19 protein-coding genes are annotated in these 16,430 nt (G+C 63.6%); 8 read left to right on the forward strand and 11 right to left on the reverse strand.

The annotated features are described in order from the left end of the window. Positions 1-21 precede the first annotated feature (21 nt). The 7 genes from KNN17_RS13950 to KNN17_RS13980 form a co-directional block, all read right to left on the reverse strand. Positions 22-750 (reverse strand): YcnI family copper-binding membrane protein, encoded by a 729-nt coding sequence (locus KNN17_RS13950; protein ID WP_241709638.1) that lies wholly within the window; start codon positions 748-750, stop codon positions 22-24. Between the two features lie 85 nt (positions 751-835). Then, a complete protein-coding gene (locus tag KNN17_RS13955; protein ID WP_241709639.1) occupies positions 836-1,459 on the reverse strand; it encodes a hypothetical protein in 624 nt (207 codons plus the stop codon). 122 nt (positions 1,460-1,581) lie between these two features. Continuing rightward, entirely contained in the window at positions 1,582-2,799 is a 1,218-nt protein-coding gene (locus tag KNN17_RS13960; protein ID WP_241709640.1) for a hypothetical protein, read from the reverse strand. Positions 2,800-2,865: 66 nt separating this feature from the next. Continuing rightward, positions 2,866-4,095, reverse strand: coding sequence for a cation:proton antiporter (locus KNN17_RS13965; RefSeq protein WP_241709641.1), 1,230 nt, complete (start codon positions 4,093-4,095; stop codon positions 2,866-2,868). A 41-nt stretch (positions 4,096-4,136) separates the two neighbouring features. Further along, positions 4,137-4,532, reverse strand: a complete 396-nt coding sequence (locus KNN17_RS13970) for a hypothetical protein (protein ID WP_078106666.1) — start codon at positions 4,530-4,532, stop codon at positions 4,137-4,139. Beyond that, the gene (locus KNN17_RS13975; protein ID WP_078106665.1) at positions 4,525-5,097 is read right to left on the reverse strand and encodes an SRPBCC family protein; all 573 of its coding nucleotides are present in this window, start codon (positions 5,095-5,097) and stop codon (positions 4,525-4,527) included. The genes KNN17_RS13970 and KNN17_RS13975 overlap by 8 nt, the downstream gene beginning before the upstream one ends. Positions 5,098-5,109: 12 nt before the next feature. Further along, positions 5,110-6,261, reverse strand: a complete 1,152-nt coding sequence (locus tag KNN17_RS13980; RefSeq protein ID WP_241709642.1) for a sulfite oxidase — start codon at positions 6,259-6,261, stop codon at positions 5,110-5,112. Between the two features lie 621 nt (positions 6,262-6,882). Between KNN17_RS13980 and KNN17_RS13985 the strand changes: the two genes are divergently transcribed. The 4 genes from KNN17_RS13985 to KNN17_RS14000 all read left to right on the forward strand — a co-directional run bounded on the left by KNN17_RS13985 (position 6,883) and on the right by KNN17_RS14000 (position 11,210). Next, positions 6,883-8,457 (forward strand): RHS repeat-associated core domain-containing protein, encoded by a 1,575-nt coding sequence (locus KNN17_RS13985; protein ID WP_241709643.1) that lies wholly within the window; start codon positions 6,883-6,885, stop codon positions 8,455-8,457. A 56-nt stretch (positions 8,458-8,513) separates the two neighbouring features. Then, entirely contained in the window at positions 8,514-8,864 is a 351-nt protein-coding gene (locus tag KNN17_RS13990; protein WP_241709644.1) for a hypothetical protein, read from the forward strand. 1,082 nt (positions 8,865-9,946) lie between these two features. After that, positions 9,947-10,549, forward strand: coding sequence for a DUF1214 domain-containing protein (locus tag KNN17_RS13995; protein ID WP_241709645.1), 603 nt, complete (start codon positions 9,947-9,949; stop codon positions 10,547-10,549). Between the two features lies 1 nt (position 10,550). Next, positions 10,551-11,210 (forward strand): DUF1254 domain-containing protein, encoded by a 660-nt coding sequence (locus KNN17_RS14000; protein WP_241709646.1) that lies wholly within the window; start codon positions 10,551-10,553, stop codon positions 11,208-11,210. Between the two features lie 96 nt (positions 11,211-11,306). On the opposite strand, the gene KNN17_RS14005 is transcribed toward KNN17_RS14000, so the two are convergent. Then, on the reverse strand, positions 11,307-11,948 hold the full coding sequence (locus KNN17_RS14005) for a dihydrofolate reductase family protein (protein WP_241709647.1): 642 nt from the start codon (positions 11,946-11,948) through the stop codon (positions 11,307-11,309). Between KNN17_RS14005 and KNN17_RS22345 the strand changes: the two genes are divergently transcribed. After that, on the forward strand, positions 11,947-12,591 hold the full coding sequence (locus KNN17_RS22345) for a DM13 domain-containing protein (protein ID WP_242598842.1): 645 nt from the start codon (positions 11,947-11,949) through the stop codon (positions 12,589-12,591). The two genes, KNN17_RS14005 and KNN17_RS22345, sit on opposite strands and share 2 nt — an antisense overlap. Before the next feature lie 29 nt (positions 12,592-12,620). Here the strand turns inward: KNN17_RS22345 and KNN17_RS14015 are convergent, their stop codons facing one another. Next, a complete protein-coding gene (locus tag KNN17_RS14015) occupies positions 12,621-13,535 on the reverse strand; it encodes an NAD(P)H-binding protein (RefSeq protein ID WP_241709649.1) in 915 nt (304 codons plus the stop codon). A 66-nt stretch (positions 13,536-13,601) separates the two neighbouring features. Between KNN17_RS14015 and KNN17_RS14020 the strand changes: the two genes are divergently transcribed. From KNN17_RS14020 to KNN17_RS14030, 3 genes are read left to right on the forward strand one after another with little or no spacing between them, the layout of a single operon-like run. After that, positions 13,602-13,937: a metalloregulator ArsR/SmtB family transcription factor gene (locus KNN17_RS14020; protein ID WP_241709650.1), complete on the forward strand. Its 336-nt coding sequence runs from the start codon at positions 13,602-13,604 to the stop codon at positions 13,935-13,937. Beyond that, positions 13,937-14,665 carry a hypothetical protein gene (locus tag KNN17_RS14025; protein WP_241709651.1) on the forward strand — a complete coding sequence of 243 codons (729 nt, stop codon included), beginning with the start codon at positions 13,937-13,939 and terminating at the stop codon, positions 14,663-14,665. The genes KNN17_RS14020 and KNN17_RS14025 overlap by 1 nt, the downstream gene beginning before the upstream one ends. A 59-nt stretch (positions 14,666-14,724) precedes the next feature. Further along, a complete protein-coding gene (locus KNN17_RS14030; protein ID WP_241709652.1) occupies positions 14,725-15,198 on the forward strand; it encodes a MarR family winged helix-turn-helix transcriptional regulator in 474 nt (157 codons plus the stop codon). Here the strand turns inward: KNN17_RS14030 and KNN17_RS14035 are convergent. Together KNN17_RS14035 and KNN17_RS14040 are read right to left on the reverse strand one after the other, a co-directional pair. Then, entirely contained in the window at positions 15,195-15,431 is a 237-nt protein-coding gene (locus KNN17_RS14035) for a hypothetical protein (RefSeq protein WP_078106653.1), read from the reverse strand. The genes KNN17_RS14030 and KNN17_RS14035 overlap by 4 nt on opposite strands. A 197-nt stretch (positions 15,432-15,628) precedes the next feature. After that, on the reverse strand, positions 15,629-16,429 hold the full coding sequence (locus KNN17_RS14040) for an SRPBCC family protein (RefSeq protein ID WP_241709653.1): 801 nt from the start codon (positions 16,427-16,429) through the stop codon (positions 15,629-15,631). Position 16,430 lies beyond the last annotated feature (1 nt).

Raw genomic sequence — 16,430 nt, forward strand, 5'->3', positions numbered from 1 at the left:
GACGCCCACCCACCGGACTCGTTACTTGGGCACTGAAGCCTTGGCAGAACGGCTGCGGAAGAAGGCCGCGCCACCCAGCCCAAGCCCAGCTACTCCGGCGATCAGCCCGGCCCAGCTGCGCGCCTGTGAGCCGTCGTCGGTCACCGAGGCAGCTTGCTCTGTGGAGATCGACGCAGCCACGTGACCATCGCCCGCGGCCGCATCCGCGGCTGTGACGGCCACTGACGGCGCTGGAGCCTTGAGCGAGTGCGGGTCCTGGCCGTCCTTCGGGATTTCAGCCCAGTTTGTCTGCCCCTGCTCGCAGTTCTGGAGCGTGGGGAAGTAGAGCGTCTTACCGGCGGCGTCGGGCAGCTTCACGGACAGGACCAGCGCGTCGCGCAAGTGCGGGTCCAGTGGAGCCTTGGCCGTGTAGACAATCTGGCTGGTGCGCTTGGTGATTGATGTGCCGTCGGCCAGCTTCTTGGGCGCGGGCAGCGTCTGCGTCACTTTCTCGACCGTCCAGTTGGGGTTCACCGTGGGCGTGGCGTCCGTCAGTTCCTCGGGCAGGTTGATGGTCAGCTTGGTGGTGCCCGAAGTGTCGCAGCCATGCGGGACACCGAAGGTCAACAGAGCATACGAGTTGGCCGTGGTCTTGTCCGGGGTGACAGAAACGTGGGCAGATGCGCCCGCGAGCCCGGCCATCATCAGCGCGGCGGTCCCGCCGGCGGTTGCTGTGGCAGTAAGGGCACGGCGGAGTGGGGACTTGTTCATGGTTGTTGCCTTTCAAAGGGCGCGCGAAAGCGCGCCAAAGTGCGGGGATATGCCCGTCACCAGTTAAAGGCGGTGCCGGGCGGAGTCAGGAGGGTACGACGACGGCGGGCGGGCCGCGTCTGCTGTCTTGCCTGAGGTTCCGCCACGGGCGGGGGATGAATACGGCAGGTGCGCTGAACGCAACAGCTGCGCTGCCGGCGTCGGGCCTGAAGACCAGACGGATGAGCCGGAGGAGGGGACGGAGCCAAGCCTCGAGCTGCCACAGCGCCTGCTCGCCCTTGGCCAGCAGCAAGGCCGAAGCGGCTGTCGCGAGGGCATGCCCCGTCAACATCAACCAGCTGAGGGGAGTGTCGGCCTCGTGAAAATGTACAGTTTCGGCTCCCAGCGGCGGCGAAACGTGCTCGGCCGCGAGGTGATGTGCCGGCGATTCCGGAGCCGGGCCCATGAACGGACCGAATGCCATAAATGCTTCGTGCAGGACCAGCTGGCCGGCTCCCAGAAGGAAGGCAATAACCGGGAAGCCGAGCTTGAACCGGGTAGCAAGCGTGGTGACGAGCCCGGTCAATGCGAGGACGGCCAGCAGGACCGGTGTGACGGGAAGCGCGCCGCCGGAGAGGACGTGGGCCCCTGCTGCGAGGGCAACAATGGCCACCGCCAGAGCGGCCGAACGCAACGCATGGAAGGGGGTCCGGGCAGGCGATGAGCGCACGGGTTCCTCCCTCGGTAGCGTTCCAGCAGGTGATGGACCGCCCAGTTCCGGCTGGTCAACCCCGACATTCTATCGGTGGTTCGTGGCTGGACTGCCGTCGGATGGGTCGTGTGACGGGGTTGCTAGCCAGGGTGGACCGGGCCCGGTTCGAAATTGTCTTCCATGGCAAGAACCAGGGCGAGCGCCGGGATCACACACTGGATGACCGGCGGCGGAACGGTGTAGTGGGTGTCCACGTCGACGAGGCCAAGATCGGCGAGGGTGGCGAGCTCGCGGAGCGCCCGGATCGCCTCGAACGTGGGCAATGCGCTGCCCACCGATTCGTTCGCTGCCGCACTCTTGAGTTCGTCCACGCTGACGGGCTCTCCAGTGGCTCCTCTCAGGAGTACCCTGGCCAGGGTTGCATTATCCCGGGGACCTTCCTCCCACATGTCGCCGGAATCCATCACTGCACTGGCAAGGAATACCGTGAGGAACTCACGCCGGATCTGAAGCCTCGAATCGAGGTCTGGGGAGTCCCACGATTCGGCGGCCGCTCCGGGTGCGGCACGTGTTGACCCGATCGACAGGCCATCGATGTCCACCAGCGCGGCCCAGATTTCACGCAGCACGGGAACTTCGTGCATGGAGCCGACTTCAAATGACTCCGGATCGGCTTCGGCCGCGCCTTCGCCCTCCGGGAGAGGCCTTTTCCCGGTCTTTTTCCCTCTGGCTTTCACTCCTACCGCTCCGGCAGCACCTTCAATGTCTTTCAGCCGGAGCACGCCAGTGCTGGTGACGTCCTTTCCGGCTCCGAGCCACTCCAGCAAACGTCCGGTCAACTGGAGAACGGGCAGTTCCTGGAACGCCCGGTCCTGCTCTTCGTCGGAAAGTTCCGGAATGTCGTCAGGAAGGCCCAATTCCCCGGAAGCTTCTTCGGTGAGGAGCATGTGGAGGACGAAGTAGTCCTCCTCGGTCCCGGACCAGCGGCCAGTTTCAAAGAGGAATTCAGTGTAGAGGTGCAAGTAATCGAAGATCGCTACGAGCGCCTCATCGCTATCAGCCTCGTCAAGCGTGCTCGCAAGGGCAAGGGCTGCGTCGTCCAAGCTGTCGGGGTCGAACCAGGTTGCGGAGCTTTCTTCGCTGATCGCGTGGCTTGCCGAGATGAAGAGTTTGACTATGTGCAAGCACTGCAGGGCGTCTTCGGCGTCACTGAATCTTTCGTACCAGCGAACGAAATCCGGGGTGAAGGAGTCGACTACGCGATGGTTGAGGACCAACTGCAAGGGCATTCTGGGGGCCGAAGGCACTGCCTTGAGATGCCCGCCACGGGTCTTTGGCTTTTTCGTCTTCCGGCTCATGGCAACTCCTTCATTTCCCTGGCGCACAGCTACTGCATCGACGTTACCCGACGCAGTACGCGGGAATCACGCAGTGATCGCCGGACCACCTTCCGACGGCTTGCCTGCCGGGCCTTTGCTTGCCGGGCCACCGCGTTTTGGCCCCTCGCCTGCCGAACCCGGTGCGGCCTGCGAGAAGCTGCGTGCCGCCCTCGAGCCCGCGATGGTGCATGCCCCGATGCTGATGAGGGCACCGAGGATCATCGCCGCGGCTTCTCCCGGTTCCAGCAAGTGCAATTGGGAGCCGATGGTGGCGGCGGCAACCGGCACTCCCAATTGGGATGCCGCCAGCACCGCGAGCGGCAGTGGCTGGCCGAGGGCCCGGATGCTTCCGTGCACCAGCAGTGTTCCAAAGCCAAGGCAGATCCCGAGGAGGATCATCCGCGGGCTGCCCGCGAGGGTCCGCAAGTCCAGCGACGCACCCAGCCAGACGAAGAAGACCGGCCCCAGGAAACCGTCGCTCACGGCGAAGAGCTGGTGCGCCAGGCGGCGGGGTTCGCCCACCGCTGAGACCACCAGGCCGAAGGAGAACCCGGCCAGCATGATGGAGACGTGGCCGAGGACCGCGAGCCCGGAAAGCGCGAAGAGCAGGGCCAGCTGGATCCGCAGTTCCAGGGCGAACTTCCGGTCTTCGGACATTTCATGCAACCGTCCGCGGTTGCCGCTGTTCTCCAGCCAGCGAAGCACGAAGAACAAGGCCAGCGCGCAAACCGCGACGACGGCTGCCCCCACCGCTGCCCGGCCGGCGTTAGGCGGGTCGACGGCCAACGGAAGCGCCACAATGCAGGCGATGTCAGCGATCGCCACTTGCGCCGTCGTCGTCAGGACCTTCGGTCCTGCCAGCCGAAGGGAGTCGACGATCGGCAACACCAGTGCGGCCGAGGAGGAAGCGAGCAGCACGATATAGAGGGGAGCATGTCCGGTCCCGAAGGCAAAAGCGATGACGATCCCGACGACGGCGGCCAGCGCCGCGGCGACGCCGGCGCGCAGGGCGCCGCTGCCCAGGGCGGGACGGATGGCTTTGTCCCGCACGGGGACGTGCGTCCCGGCGACGAACATGATGAGGGCGAATCCGACGTCGGCCACGAAAGTGAAGGTGGGATCCGAGGAATCAACCAGGCCCAGGCCTGTGCGTCCGATGACGATGCCCGCCAGCAACTGTCCCAGGACAACGGGAAGGTGCCATTTCCGGGGCAGCGCGAGCAACGGTCCGAGGAGCGCGACCGTGGCGATCAGCGAAAGCTGAAAGAACGACACGCGTTCCTCCTTCTACCGGCGTTGCGGTTGGTTAGCGGTGGTTACCGGGGCGCATTAGCCAGTTTGAGAGGAATGTCGGTGTTTTCGTTCGTGTAGTAGCTCGCGCACACCCGATGGTAGCCATCGGCCACCTGCGCGGGAATGCCGCGGGCCAGGTCGCCTTTGACGATGAGGATGGGCGAGAGCTTCTTGCCTTCCTTGATCTTCTTCAGGTCCGAGGCCACGTGGGCGTTGTCCTCGGGCAACAACGCTAGACGCGCGGCCCGGAGAATGTCCTTGGCCTTGCGGTGTTGGATGGGCGCGTCCTTGAGCGCCGCGATCACGGAGGCGACGACGTCGTCGGATTCCAACAGAGACAAATAGTCGGCCGCGCTCGGATAGTCCTGGTCCTCGGGCTGCGCCAACCAGCGGACTTCGTCTTTGTTGTCATCAGGCATGCGTTGTACTCCTTGGCCAACGGTAGCGGCTTGCAAACGTAGGCGGCGCGGGGCGGGGGACCTTGGAGAGGTCCGTGCCGGGACGTCGTCGTCGTAATTCAAGGGCGAGACTCTCCTGGCCGCGGGCCATCGCCCAATGGTGATTCGCGGCAAAAGCGGGCTTGAGCAGCCATCTTAGCCGCCGGAGCAGCGGTTTTGATGTGCTGACCCGCCAGTCATAGGTGATCACCGTTTCCGGACCGTCCTGTTCGAAAGTCCAGCGCCCGGTACCATGCAGGTCGCCGTTCGCCGCGATCGCGAAACCGCGCTCCGTGATGGGTTCGGTGACCGTGAACCTCCAGCGCAGCGTGTACGGCAGCCAACCCTTGGAGTGCAGGGAGAAGGCCTTTCCTGTACCGTCCGCATTTCCCGGATCGAGCGGAACAACCCTCAGGTACACCGAGGGCCACCAGCGGGGCAGTGTTCCGGCGTCGCCCAAGATGTCCATGACCTCACGCGGGGTGCCCGCGACCCGCCAGACGGTGAGGAATTCGTAGTCGGCGGTGTTCTTGGACGTGGCGCCCATTGCCCGGCCCGTTTACTCCCGGACCGTTACGGTCAGCCGTTGGATGTCGTTGTTTCCCATGCCTTGGTAGTTCCACTCCGGGGTATCGGGCTGGGTCTGCCCGGTGGAATCCGTCGCCCGGCATGCCAACTCGTGGGAACCGGGCGTTGCGATCCACGTGAACGTCCATCCGCGCCACGCATGACGTCCGGCCGGAGCGTGAAGTTGGGCTTTCTCCCAGACCCCGTCCACGCAGATTTCGACGCTGTCCACGGTTCCCTTCCCGGACCAGGCCCGGCCGGTCAGCAGCACCGGTCCTGCGTCGAGCGTGCGCTGCCTCGTGAGGAAGTCGGGAATTCCAGGGGGAACCATGAGGGAGCGGACTTTGATCCGCTGAACGGGTTCGCCCGGATCGTCTGCGTCCTGGGTGTAGCGGTAGGAGCCGAGCTGTTGGTAGCCGTCGAAACTGTGGTCTATTGCCTCGATGGATTGCAGCCATTTGACGCTCGTCATCCCGTACCAGCCAGGGACGAGCAACCGGACAGGGTAGCCGTGCTGCGGCGGAAGGGCTTGGCCGTTGACCTCGTAGGCGAGCAGGACGTCGTCGGACATCGCTTCCGCGAGGGTCAGGCTGCGCGCGTACTGATGCTCCTTACCGCCCTGGATCCCTCGGTCCGCGCCCGTAAAGACGAGCTCGACGGCGTCCGGTGACACGCCGGCGTCGAGCAGCAACGGAGCGAGCGGGGTGCCGGTCCACTCGGCGGTCCCCACCCCACCTTGGTCCCATGGCTGGCTCACAGGCCGCGGTTCCAGCCGCGAGCGGCCGTTGCCGGCGCACTCCATGGTGACGGCTTGGGTGCGGCGCTCGCGGTGCTGGAGGTCGGACAGGGTGTACTCGTGCGGATGGTCCACGAGCCCGCCGATATTCAGCCGCCACGAGACGGGATCTATCCGGGGGACGTCGAAATGGACCAGGAGGTAGTGCATGCCCAGCGGGGTGACGGGCCATCGGAGCATTTCCAACGGCATGGCATGGTTGCGCGAAGCGAGTTGCAGTTCTTCACGGGTGATGGGACCGGTGGTTGGGGTGGCCGGTGCGGTTGGTTCTGTCGGAGCGGCGGGGGCGGTGGGGACCGGGGTGGCAGCAGCGGCGCCTTCCGCTGTGCGGCGGGTGTTGACGCTCATGCTCCCAGTATGGGCGCCCGTGGCGGTGGTGTCACTGGGATTTGACCTGGGCAACGGGGCGGACGTGTCTCGCGGCGGTCCGGGTCCGACGTCGGGCTGTTGGGAAGTATTCTTGGTCTTTGGCGCTTGCGCTCCTGGATGAAGACAGATGACAAGAAGGAGAGCCTCCGTGAAGATCCGAGCCCCACGACTCGACGTGAGTGGTGTTCTCCTTGTTTGGGCCCTGATATTCGGACTTTGGCAACCTATTATTTGGTGGCGGGGGATTGTCGCTGCCGTATGTTTGATCGTCGCGCTGTGGGGCTTTGTTGCTTGGTACCGGCGTCGTCCTGCGCGGGGGCGTTAAGGTTTTAGGAATTCCTTTCATCCTCATCAGTGACCAATTTCGCGGGGAAATTTGTTAGTGACGCATCACGGCTGACTGGACGGACCGAATTCCCCTTGTTCGTGTTCCGGACTCGCGCGATGAATGGCCGATGATCCAACCGTTTAGCGGCGTCGATGGCTTGCCGCTGGGTTTGATATGTCATTCCGGTGACGCTTGCGCCGGGGGCACCCCGGAACCGGACACCTCCAACGTGAACTACGTGCAAGGCCAGACGGTCCCGAAACTCCGCGATCGTGCCCGTCGGGGCGGACGGAACGGTCTCGTTCACGAACAACTCCACCGGCACCGTCCAGCTCATCGCCGACACCTCCGGGTACTACCTCGCGCCGGCCACCGGCCAACCCGGCCCGCACCGGCTCCAATCCATGACCAGCACCCCCGCCACCGGGACACCCACCACCAACACCTTCACCTGGGACGCGGCAGGGCGGATGACCGGCCGCGCCGGGGAAACCCTTTCCTACGCCCCAGACGGGAAACTCGCCACCACCACCGGCACGGCCACCCTGCCCGTGAACCCGAATCCCTCCGCCACCGCCGGCACACCGCCGGCCCCCGTCACAGGGACAGCGGGAAGCACCGGAACGAGGTTTTTCGACGCCGGAGGGAACCTTGTCGGGATCACCGACGGCACCGGCACCACCGTCACCCTGGGCTCCATCACCGCCCACTCCACACCCGGCGGGGTCAAAACCGCGACCAAGAGCTACACCTTCGCCGGCAAAACCGTCGCCCAGCGCACCGCCTCCGGCGGGAAGCTCAAGCTCGCCTTCATCATCAGCGACGGGGTCGACACCGCCCAGACCATCGTCCAGGCCAGCAGCGGAACCACCCCGGTCACCGCCCAAACCCGCTACACCGACCCGATCGGCCTGGCCCGCGGACCCACCCAGGCCGCACCCGGAACCGGCGCGTACGCCACCGCCACGGGTTCCACCACCGGTGTCGGATCCAACGCCGCCAACCCCAACGGCTACGGCGCCCCCAACGGGTACATCGGCGGGCTTGCCGACACCATCAGTACCATCACCCACCTCGGCGCCCGCGACCTCGACCCCGTGCTCGGAGCCTTCACGAGCCCTGACCCGGTCCTGAAACTTGACGTGGCCAAGAACTTCTCCCCGTACGTCTACGGCGAGGCTGACGCGATCAACAACGCAGACCCCTCAGGACTCATGATCCTCGGGCCGAGGCTCACCGACGGCCCGAACGGCGGCTCCTGGCACGGATCCGACGCCACCCCCGGCGCCGACCTGAACGTTGTTCGCCTGGTGAACGGGTTCAGGCCCCCAGCGCCACGTACCTCGCCGTCAGGACAACGCTTCCTGCAAGAAGTAGCGGACAGTCCGAAGCCACAACCAACTCCCCAACCCAGCCCGCAACAGTCAGCCTGCAGCCAGTACCACGGCAACTGCATCCCGAACTACGCCAAGCTCAGGGCCGAGGCATACAACAAAGGCCTGAGTGACAACTTGGGAACGTGGAAAAAAGCGGAAACGACATTCGGGCACTGGTCGACAGTAACCGGTGGTGCAGCGGTGGTGACTGCATTCATACCTGGCCTGGAAGAAGTTTCACCGGTGCTAGCCGGATCTAGCCTGATAACCAGCACCGCTTCAACTAGTATTGCCTGTACGGTCGGATCGGGACCGATAACGAAGGAATGCGGCATGGGGCTAGTCACTACAGCTGTCGGTTTCGTTTCCTTTGGGTACGGAATATACGCAACCAAGATGGTATTGGGCCTGAGTGTCGCTACATTGCCTGCGGACCTATTTACGAGCGGATATGGAGCCCTGACTTGGTAACCCCTGATCTCGAGCGTCGGCTACTTGCAGGGCCCACAGCCTACGCCCTGATGCGTATGCGTCTCAGAACTACGACTATTACTTTGGCCTTCCTCGCCATCATGGGCGTCCTGAACGTTTCGGGCACCCCTCTGTTGTGGCCCATGTACACCGCTGCAGCTGCCATGGTCGCGAGCGGCATTTCAGTCGCAGTCCTGGTCATCTACGTAGCGATAAAAACAAAAGCCGAGGAAGAAGCCGGCTACACCACCCTGCAATACGGGAATACGAAACTTGAGCAGCGCGACCCATATCTAGGCAGGGTCATCCGTGCACCCGGAGAGGACAATCTCGAACGACCGCAGTTCCGCACCATCATCCAAACTGCCAAGGACGAGGCCGAGAGATTAAAGCCGCACCGCAGGTAGGCGGTTCCCGAGGCGGAACAATAAGATGGATGTCCTGTCCCCTTGACACCGTCTTCTTCGGTCCATTGCCCTGGTTTCGACCCCTCGCGTCGAAGTCGCTCAGAGAAGGCCGTCGGCGCGAGCGGGAACTACTCCGTGTCAAGGATTCCTGACACAGGGGACGTGAAATCAGGCGCTAAGCCTTGACTGTCTGTTTGGGGTACACCCCAAACAGACGTACACCCCGTGTGAAACGATCCCAATGGATACGTGTCAGGCTGGGGTCGAAATCGAAATTTCTTGACGCATGGCGACGGGCTCTTAGAGTTGCCCTGACACTATGGGTCGGAAAAATGACTGGCCAGACTTTCGGTTAGCTAAGGGTCAGCTCTCTCGACCAGAACACGATCCGGCAACTCGACGTCGAGCAGCTCGACCGCGTTTTCATGGACGGGGCGTCAAGGGACCGCCCTTGCCAAAAAGGCCGGCGTCGACAAGGGCAGGGGCAAGGCGCTGAATACCCGGCAGGCGGCCGACCTGGTACGACGTGCCGCCGCTGGAGAAGCGAAAGCCGCACTCGCCGGGGAACGGTTGTTGGCCGCGATGGGCTTGTCGTTCCACCCCCGGCGAAAGACGATGCCGCCGGTCTTGTGTTCGCGGGACTTGGCCGGGGTGGGGGCTCCTCGGCCACGGGCTCAGCCGCCCGGACGAACGCGGATGGATGAAGTTCGGTCCGGCCACGGTGGAAGATGCCCCACGGTCGTAGGCGCATGGTTATCAGCTGCGCTGCTGGGCCTCGGGCTTCTGCTTCGAAGACGTCTCGATCTTGTTCACCGTCTTGGCCCTGTCAGCGGCAGCATGGGGGATGGGGTGCTCTCGCGGTATTTGATAACGGACCTCCACCGTAGGAGATTCCCTGCGTGTCGTCTACCCACTTGGCCCATAAGCACTGGCCGCAAAGCGTGAACACCAGGATGACAGCCCCGGAATCGGGTCGCCGTGGTCTCCTTTTGATCCTGTTCGAAGACGCCTCGCTGCTTCCTCGCTCGCCGGATCAATGCAGAACACCACCCAGCCACATAGCGCAGTGGTAGTTTGCGGGTATGGCAAATGCCCTCGCGTGGTTCTCGCAGTCCGGTGTGGTCCAAGGATTGATTCTCGGTGCCGTGCTGGCCTTCTTGACGGCGATCGTCATCATGAATGCCGTGGGCCGGGCGGTCACAACAACCGTCAATGGTTGGAGCGCAATCCGCAAATGCGGCCAGCCCGGCAACGGAGTCCTCGTGCGGGCAGCGTGTGCAAAAGCGTTGCCCGTCGTCAATGTGTTTGAAGAGGCCGCGTACTGGACTGCAACTGTGGATGGTTCAGGACAAGCGCTGAGCGGCAGGCACGGATACGTCCTGCATTTTCCTGCCGGGAAACTTCCGCCGCATAATGCCTTCTGGTCGCTTACTCCGACCGATGCCGTCGGCTATATGGTGGACAATCCCACTAATCGCTACAGCGTTGGTAACCGTTCGCCGCTCGCGCAGAACACTGACGGTTCAGTGGATCTCTATCTCCAGCATCACGCTCCGAGCGGGCACGAGCAGAACTGGCTGCCCATTCCGCCAGGGAACTTCAAGCTGATGTTCCGGGTGTATCTGCCTGGCGCGGCAATTCTCGACGGCACGTACCAATTGCCGCTCATTGACAGGGCGCAGTGAGATGAACCGCCTCATCTTGAAATACGGACGTCCCCTTACCGCCGTCATACTGGCGGTCTTCGCCTGGGTCATCTACCGACGGATCGCCAACGGGGACGGGATCATTCCACTCGTCATAGCGGCTGTCATTGTATGGGCGCTGGGCGCACCCGCTTTTATCTACCTCTGGCCGCGGCTCACGGTCAATGGATACAAGAGGGCGATTCTCAAACATGGGTTCGGGGAGGGCCCGATCCCTGTCAACACGCTGTACGCCGTGCCCGGCACCTCGTCACCGTCGACGGCGACGTCGCGCGGGAGCCTTATGGCAACCGGGGCCGACGACTTGCTCTACGTCGGCGGCTGGCTCGACTTGAGCAAAGGGCCGCAAATCCTGCACGTACCGGACATGTCCGGCCGTTACTTCAGCGTGCAATTCACCGACCCGTCGAAAAGCACAAATTTTGCCTACGTCGGCAAACGCACCACGGGAACCGAAGCCGGCGACTACTTCCTTAGCGGGCCCGGATGGAAGGGAACCGTACCGAACGGCATGACGCAGATTTCTTCGCCAACCCACTCCGCGCTCGTCATTGGCCGGGTCTTCGTCGAAAGCGACAGCGATCTTCCAACCGCTTACGCGCTCGCGAAGCAAATACGGCTCGCGCCGCTAAAGCAATAGCCTGACCGGCCCAGAAGTACGACGGCGGACGTCTCGCCGTCGATGTTACTCACGCTCAAACGCGAGTAGACGCACTCAGACGATTCCGTGCGTGGATCATCGGCGGAAGGTGACGTGGATGATGCCGCTTTCGGCGGTCTCTGACGTGACGGTGTAGTCGCTTTCCAGCCCCCGGAGATCGTCCCAGAGCCGTATTCCGCTACCGAGCAGGATCGGTGTGATCCCGACGTGCAGCCGATCGACAAGTCCGGCCTTCAGGTAGTCGCGCACCACGGTAGGACCCCCTCCGATACGCACATCCTTTTCGCCCGCTGCACTGAGCGCTCGTTCAAGCACCTCTTCGGGGCTGCTGCTTACGAAGTGGAAGGTCGTACCGCCGGCCATCGTGATGTCAGGGCGGGGCGTGTGAGTGAGGACAAACACGGGGACGCGGAACGGCGGCTCGTCGCCCCACCAGCCCTTCCACTCGGGGTCATCGGGGAAGTTATGGAACCCGAACATGCCGGCACCCATAATTTCAGCTCCGACTCCCTCGAAGTAGGCCGCCGCGTACTTGTCGTCGACGCCGGACGTTCCTTCTCCACTCGTGTCATGTAGGACCCGCTCACGGAACGTGCGGGTGGACGTATATGCGTCAACGAGTCGGCCCCAGTCCGAACCGAACGGATTCTCTGGAGTTGCGTCCGTCGTCGTGGCGAAACCATCCAGCGAGATATTCAGGTCAACTCGAACAGCCATGGTGAAGGTCCCCTCAGATCAGTGGTTGCGTTATGCAATCACCATACTGGTGCTGGGATCACCGTCACGGAAGAGTTCATGGCCGAATTCATCGTTTCTGGGCGCACATCGTGCGGTAGTGTGCGGAGAACAAAACGGGGGAATCCATGAAAAGGCAATCTGGCGCGTTCATTCTCCTCGCCGTTATTGGCTTAACTGCCTGTACCTATACAGATTCAGCTGGAGAGCCGCCCCGGCTGAGAACTTCAAGCTCAGCCGCGACCATTGCCACCCCTCTGCCTCACCGAACAGCGCGCGTAGGACGGCCGAGGGCGAGTTTCAGTCGCAAGCTGCCACCACAAGGGGGACAGCCACGCTACGAGTGACGGATTCCGGAGCAATTCTGGAACTCAAGGACTTTGCGACCGAAAGCAGCAAAGACCTCCGGGTGTTTCTCAGTCCTGGGACGCTGAGCCCCGGCGCGAATGGCGAACTCGGCCTGACGTCGGCCGCTAGGTATGAGCTGGGTGGGCTAAAAAGTAGCCAAGGAGACCAGCAGTATGAAATAGGCAGCCAACAGTGGGCGAACCTGCCCGCAATCGGCTGCGTTGTCATCTACGACTACCCGGCCCGATTAGCCTACGGAGCGGCCAACCTCAAGTGAGGTTGGTCCGATAAACAGATTCGGAAAATCTAGAAGCCGTCACGACGCCGCCCGGCCCAACAATTCGTGATTCGGAGGTCCCTGAGGCCAAACCGCCCGTCGGGCAGTGCGGCCCGGATGCGCTCGTCGTCAAACATGAGAGTCGGGCGGATTCCTTTGGGCAGTTGGGGTGCGAAAGGTGCGGGCTCGCTAACTCCTTCGGCGAGCATCCGCGCTTGTGCTTTCGCAACGAGCGGCACCACCATCGTCCACTCCGTGAGCTGCGCGAGCACGCGGATGGCCCAGACCGGGGCGCGTACGTAGACAGGCCGTCGCCCGGCGACGCGGGCGATCCGGCGAACAGCTGTGGCGAACTCAAGTTCCTCGGCTCCGACGACGGCGACGGTCGGGTTGGGAACGCGTCCCTCGAGAGCTGCGAGCAACACATTGACGGCTTCCTCGACGGGCACGGGCCGGACCGTCCGATCACGGCACCCCACAGTCGCGAAAACCGGCCACGTGCGCACGGCACGAGTCGCATGGTCCACCATGTGATCACCTGATCCGTAAATCATCCCGGCTTTGAGGATCGTGTGGTCGATCCCGGACCGCCGTACGAGTTCCTCGGCGGCCCACTTCGTCTCGTGGTATGCCGAACCACAGTCCGGCCGGGCGCGAAGGAAGCTAAGCATGACGATCCGCCGTACGCCCGTTCGGCGGGCAGCCTCGACGACGGCGCGAGTGCCGTCGACATGCACACGTGCGAAGGTCTGATCTCCGATCTCACGATTGATCCCTGCGCAATGTGCGACGACGTCGCAACCCGCGAATGCTGCCGTCAAGGCGTCCACGTCATCGATCGGCACGCCCGTCCGACGAGACACGATGACGGTATCCGCGGGATCCAGCCGCTTGGCGAGGTGACGTCCCACGAATCCGGTACCGCCAGTTATGGCAACACGCATTATGTTCTCCTTTGCTTATTAGCAATGAAGCTAAACTGTATATAGCTATTGTGCTATATTGCAAACATGACAGATACGGCGTCAGACATCTTCGCCGCTCTCGCGCACCCGACGAGACGGCAGATCCTGCAGGACCTCAAGGACGGCGAACTCGCCGCCGGCGAGATCGCCGCGCGGTTCCAAGCCACCGGGCCGACGATCTCGCGGCACCTCGGCGTGCTGCGCCAAGCGGGTTTGGTCACCGAGCGGCGAGATGCCAATCGCATCCTTTACTCGCTCGTGGGTGAACGGCTTGCCCTGTCGGTCGGCGACTTTCTCTCGACCGTGTGCCCCGAACAGATCGTCCTACGCGAGGTCCGGAAGCGCGGCACCGGCCGCACAGCAAAGGCGCAGCAGGGGTGATGGCCCTCTCTGCGCTCGTCACTCCGTGGTACAGGCGCACCCGAACCGGTGCCGGAGATGGCCCGGAACAGCCGGGGTCCGTGGCCCCAACGCCCATTCTCGACCATGAAACCCCGGGGATCGCACGGCTCGTCTCCCGGTCACAGGACCTCGCGCAGTCAGCTGAACAAGTGGCCGTGCTTCAAGCCGTCCACTCGATCATCCTCGATGAAGTACGCGCTGTGTATGCGCTGGAAGAGGGCACGCCGGCCTCCCGAACCCTTGCGCGCGGCTTCGGCTCATGCAGCCAGCGCCTCGCAATTCTCGAAAGCGCCGCGCGAGGCATCGGAGTTGCGACAAGAGTGCGAGCCCTTCTCATCGATCGGTCCTTCTGGTATCCGCGTTTCCCACACATCGGCGCTGCGCTTCCGGACCGAGTACTGCTCGTATGGCCGGAATTCAACATTGAAGAGTGGAGGCCTGCGTCCGAGCTCTTCGGAGCGATCGGATGCCGCGGAGGTGGATCATTCACAAACAGCGGTTCGGAAACGCTGTTCGAGGCTGCGGGGCGGTGTGCTGTTGACTGGGACGGCCGGGCAGAGGATAACGCGTATGATCTTTCACGGTTCATTCGCGCCGACTACGGGTACTTCTCGAACCGGGACGACGCCTTCAGGCAACTCGGACAAACCCTCTGCGCACCGTCTCGCGCAATCGCGGACCCCATTCTCCGCCGCATCTCCGCCTGAACTAGGCCCTGGTACCCCTGCCAACCCCCACAACATCCCCTGCGGCTACAATGAGTCATATGCCGGACATTGAGCGTTGGCCCACCGGACGGTTGCTTTCGACAGCGGCCCGGCTGGTGGAGCACGCTTGGGACGAAAATCTCAGGGAGATCGGCCTCACCCACGCCGGTGTCATCGCCCTCGAGGTTCTTGCCGTCACGGGCCCCATCACTCAGACCGCTCTAGCGCAGATCGTCCGGGTGCAGGCCCAGACCATGGGGCAGACCCTCAGCAGGCTCGAAACCCACGGCCACATCAGCAGGCGTCGAAGTCCCGAGGACCGCAGGGTGCACGTCGTTTCGCTGACCGACGTCGGCAAGGAAGCGCTCGAGCGGGCGGTCGAGTCGGAGCAACAGGTCCTCGCCCAAGTGTCCATCGATACGTCGATGTTCAGGCAGGAATTGAAGGTACTCGTGCGCGAGCTGGCCGGCCGGCAAGCACCTGGGGGAGACAACGCGAGCGCCCCTCTTGCCGCCGCAGCACGGGAAGACTAATCCGAGGAAACGTCGACGGCGGATCGCTCACTGCGCCCAGGTCCCAGACCGCGCGCAGCCAGCTCATCCAGGACCGCGTCGTACCAGGACTTGACCCCGAACTCAGGCTTCCCGACGTCGAGCAACCTGAAGAGCGCGTCAGCCAAGAAGTTGAGCTCCGCGACGGACAACTTCGCAAGCCCCTCGACTGGGTCCAGCTCGCCTTCCAAGCATGAGCTGAGCAGCGCGTTCACAGCTCGGCTCCAAGCTTCGGAGCAGCTACGCGAAAAGAGTTGGCAGAGAGGTGAGGCGGGCGGGTCATGGGGTCACTCCGTGGAAGAATTCCGAGGGCCAGCTGCATAACCCACCTTGATGATATCGACGCCGTGAGGCGCGCGGCAAGAGCGCCGCGCCGCCCGAAAACCACCCTCCACACGGCTTGGATGGGCGTTCAATCCATCCCGTATCGCCGGACAAGCCAGACGACCAGGGCCAGGACAGCGGCGGCGCAAAGCACAGGGCCGAAACGGCGCACGAGCACCGGCCACACGGCCGAGCCCAGGTCCAATTCCGACGACGGCGCGAACGGCGCAGACAGAGGTGCGGGGGCAGCCGCGGCCGCGGAAACAGGCGCCGCCGGAGGCCCGGCCGTCGGTGTTGCGGGAACCCCGGCGGCGCGCTCGCCCACCGGTGCAGCAGGCCCGGCCGCAGCCAGCCCGGCTTCGGGCTCCGCGACCTCGTCCCCAGCCGCCCCAGGCTCCGCCGATGCCGCAGCGTTTCCGGCGTCGGGCCCCGTATCGCTAGGAGCCCCGCCGCCCGCCTTCCCGATCACGCACTGGACAAACTGCTCCAGCAACTTGTCCGAGATGTCCTGGATGACGCCCCGGCCGAATTGGGCCGGTTTGCCGGTGACGTTCATGTCGGTAGTCACGTCGACGGCGGTGCCGTCGCCGTCGGGCGTCAGCACTGCCGTCACCGTGGCGCCCGCTGTGCCGTTGCCCCGCTTGTCCTTGCCCGTGGCCGAAATGACCACCGTATGCGTCTCCTGGTTGCGCTCGAGGAATTCACCGGTGCCGGTGTAGATCATGGCGATCGGGCCGAGCTTGACCTTGACCGTTCCGGTGAACTGCTCGCCGCTCACGGACGTGAGGGTCGCCCCCGGGAAACAGGGTGCGATGTCTTCCAGTTGGTTGAAGGAATGCCAGGTGTCCTCCAGCGAACTGGGAACCACGAAGTGATGTTTGAGTTCCATG

This window comes from Arthrobacter bambusae (genome assembly GCF_022606295.1).
GTDB lineage: Bacteria > Actinomycetota > Actinomycetes > Actinomycetales > Micrococcaceae > Arthrobacter > Arthrobacter bambusae_A.

Coding starts and splice junctions, on each gene's coding strand:
- KNN17_RS13970 (WP_078106666.1), bottom strand. CDS start 4,532: ATGCCTGATGACAACAAAGACGAAGTCCGCTGGTTGGCGCAGCCCGAG.
- KNN17_RS13990 (WP_241709644.1), top strand. CDS start 8,514: ATGCGTCTCAGAACTACGACTATTACTTTGGCCTTCCTCGCCATCATG.
- KNN17_RS14015 (WP_241709649.1), bottom strand. CDS start 13,535: ATGCGTGTTGCCATAACTGGCGGTACCGGATTCGTGGGACGTCACCTC.
- KNN17_RS13980 (WP_241709642.1), bottom strand. CDS start 6,261: ATGAGCGTCAACACCCGCCGCACAGCGGAAGGCGCCGCTGCTGCCACC.
- KNN17_RS13950 (WP_241709638.1), bottom strand. CDS start 750: ATGAACAAGTCCCCACTCCGCCGTGCCCTTACTGCCACAGCAACCGCC.
- KNN17_RS14020 (WP_241709650.1), top strand. CDS start 13,602: ATGACAGATACGGCGTCAGACATCTTCGCCGCTCTCGCGCACCCGACG.
- KNN17_RS14000 (WP_241709646.1), top strand. CDS start 10,551: ATGAACCGCCTCATCTTGAAATACGGACGTCCCCTTACCGCCGTCATA.
- KNN17_RS13960 (WP_241709640.1), bottom strand. CDS start 2,799: ATGAGCCGGAAGACGAAAAAGCCAAAGACCCGTGGCGGGCATCTCAAG.
- KNN17_RS22345 (WP_242598842.1), top strand. CDS start 11,947: ATGGTGAAGGTCCCCTCAGATCAGTGGTTGCGTTATGCAATCACCATA.
- KNN17_RS14025 (WP_241709651.1), top strand. CDS start 13,937: ATGGCCCTCTCTGCGCTCGTCACTCCGTGGTACAGGCGCACCCGAACC.
- KNN17_RS14005 (WP_241709647.1), bottom strand. CDS start 11,948: ATGGCTGTTCGAGTTGACCTGAATATCTCGCTGGATGGTTTCGCCACG.
- KNN17_RS13995 (WP_241709645.1), top strand. CDS start 9,947: ATGGCAAATGCCCTCGCGTGGTTCTCGCAGTCCGGTGTGGTCCAAGGA.
- KNN17_RS14030 (WP_241709652.1), top strand. CDS start 14,725: ATGCCGGACATTGAGCGTTGGCCCACCGGACGGTTGCTTTCGACAGCG.
- KNN17_RS13975 (WP_078106665.1), bottom strand. CDS start 5,097: ATGGGCGCCACGTCCAAGAACACCGCCGACTACGAATTCCTCACCGTC.
- KNN17_RS14040 (WP_241709653.1), bottom strand. CDS start 16,429: ATGGAACTCAAACATCACTTCGTGGTTCCCAGTTCGCTGGAGGACACC.